The following is a 2,253-nucleotide window of genomic DNA, read 5'->3' as shown; positions in this document are numbered from 1 at the left end:
GTGTTGCGGTCCTGGCCACCGGCATGTTCCCGGCGGCCCGCACGGCGCAGCGCCAGTCCAGTGGCCTCAACGCGGCAGCGCTGGACCCTTGGGATGTCCAGGCTTTGCGTGCGCTGCCGGTGGATGCCCGGGTACTGATTATCGGCTCGGGGCTGACCATGGTGGATGCCCTTGAGTCCCTGAACCAGGCGGGACACCGAGGGCCGATCGAGGTTTTTTCCCGGCATGGCCTGTTGCCCCATGTGCGACGCCAGCCACCGGTATGGGAAGATTTTCTCAGCCTGGCCCCGGACCTTCGCAGTCCTTTGCAGCTGCTGCGTGAACTGCGCCGCCAATGTGCCCTGGCCCAGTCCCTCGGGATCGACTGGCAGGCACCGCTGGACACCGTGCGGGTGCATATCGCCAGGCTCTGGAGTCAGGCCGATGATACCCAGCGCCGTCAGTTTGTACGCCATGTGCGGCCCTGGTGGGAGAGCCATCATCACCGTTCGCCGCCTCAGGGTGATGCCTTGTTGCAGCGTCTGCTCGAGGAAGGGCGGCTGACCATCCATGCGGCGTCGCTGCAAGGGGTTGATAGCTCAGGGCCACGGATCCGGCTGCGTTATCGCGGGCAATCCGAAGCGGTATGGATTGAGGGTGATGGCCTGATCAACTCCACCGGCATCGAGTACGACTGGCGCCGGGTGGATAAACCCTTGCCACGCCAGCTGTTGCAGCGCGGGTTGATACGGCCCGGCAATCTGGGGCTGGGCATTGCCGCCGATGCGGGCGGGGCGGTTTTGAATGCGCAGGCCGAGCCCGCACAGCGGTTGTTTGCGATGGGCCCGCCATTGCGCGGCATGTGGTGGGAAAGTACCGCGGTAACCGATGTTGCCTTGCAGGCCAAGGCATTGGCTGAGCGATTGGCGTCGCTGTAATACCCCCCCCCGACCCTCTCCCGCAGTCAGGGGGTTGGGGGGGCTTTTGTTTGAAATGACTTAATTGCCCTCAAAGCGAGCCGCCCGTTTTTCGATAAACGCCTGCATGCCTTCTTTTTGATCCCTGGAGGCAAACAGCAGTGCATTGGCTTTGCGCTCCAGCGCCAGGCCCGTTTCCAGTGGCCCGTCAACCCCGGCCAAAATCACTTCTTTGATCTGTTCTGCTGCCAGCGGCGGCATGGCGGCGATCAGCTGCGCCATCTCCAGGGCATAGGCCTGGACCTCGGCATCGTCGACAACGTTGCTCACCAGTCCCGAAATCCAGGCCTCTTCAGCGGTAATCGGCTGCCCGGTCAGGGCCATGCGCATCGCCTTGGCCTTGCCGACCGCCCGCACCAGCCGTTGAGTGCCGCCGATACCCGGCATGATGCCGATGCGAATTTCCGGCTGGCAAAATTTGGCGCTGCGCCCGGCCACGATGATGTCCGCCAGCATCGCCAGTTCGCAGCCACCGCCATAGGCATAGCCGCACACCGCCGCAATCACCGGCTTGGGGCAATGCTGGATGGGTGCCCACAGCCGTTCGGTATGACGCTGGTAAATATCGATCGGGCCGACTCCGGCCATGCTGTTGATATCGCCACCGGCGGCAAACACTTTGTCGCCACCGGTCAACAGGATGCAGCGCACGTTCGGGTTCTCGGCCAGCTCGGTGAAGTGACGCGACAGCAGCGCTTGCAGCTCAAGGCTCAGGGCGTTGGTGGCCTGGGGGCGGTTCAGACGCAGCAGGGCCACGCCCGGGCTCGGGAATTCAAGTAGTACCGGCGCGGCAGATGGATCTGTCATGGGGTTCCTCATTGACGGGGGCTGTCACCACAGCATGCGCTGGATTGTTGCGTTCACCCGGTCGTGATTCATCGTCCGTTCAGACGACGAGCAGCCCCCGGATTGCCCCTAGAGTGGCTCCATCAGTAGAAAAGGAGCATGTCATGGGTCAACTCTCAGGGCTGGATTACAGCGCCAAGGTGGTGCTGGTCACCGGCGGCACCAAAGGCATCGGCGCCGGAATCGCCCGCAGCTTTCTGCAAGCCGGGGCACGGGTGATCGTGTGTGGCAGGACAACCCCCGAGGTGTTGCCCCGGGCGGGGTCGGCACAGGCGGTGTTCATGGCCTGCGATGTGCGCGACCCGGACTCGCTCCAGGCACTGTTCGAAGGCATTCGCGCCGATTTCGGCCGCCTCGATGTGCTCATCAACAATGCCGGCGGCAGCCCGCCGGCCGATGCGGCCAGCGTCTCGCCGCGTTTTCACGAAAGCATTATCCGTCTCAACCTGAT

At 63.7% G+C, this 2,253-nt stretch carries 3 protein-coding genes; 2 read left to right on the top strand and 1 reads right to left on the bottom strand.

Annotated elements, in window-relative coordinates; all coding sequences use genetic code 11:
- On the top strand, positions 1–917 hold a 917-nt coding region (locus GHO42_RS02360), incomplete at its 5' end, for an FAD/NAD(P)-binding protein (protein ID WP_371928110.1).
- 60 nt (positions 918–977) lie between these two features.
- Here GHO42_RS02360 and GHO42_RS02355 read toward each other — a convergent pair.
- Positions 978–1,763 carry an enoyl-CoA hydratase gene (locus GHO42_RS02355; protein WP_169917220.1) on the bottom strand — a complete coding sequence of 262 codons (786 nt, stop codon included), beginning with the start codon at positions 1,761–1,763 and terminating at the stop codon, positions 978–980.
- Positions 1,764–1,906: 143 nt separating this feature from the next.
- On the opposite strand from GHO42_RS02355, the gene GHO42_RS02350 reads away from it, so the two are divergent.
- Positions 1,907–2,253, top strand: a 347-nt coding sequence (locus tag GHO42_RS02350; RefSeq protein WP_153384093.1) for an SDR family NAD(P)-dependent oxidoreductase, incomplete at its 3' end; no start/stop codon positions are given.

Source organism: Pseudomonas sp. FSL R10-0056 (genome assembly GCF_009600105.1).
Classification (GTDB): Bacteria; Pseudomonadota; Gammaproteobacteria; order Pseudomonadales; family Pseudomonadaceae; genus Aquipseudomonas; species Aquipseudomonas bubulae.
This window is presented reverse-complemented; position numbering and strand designations above follow the sequence as displayed.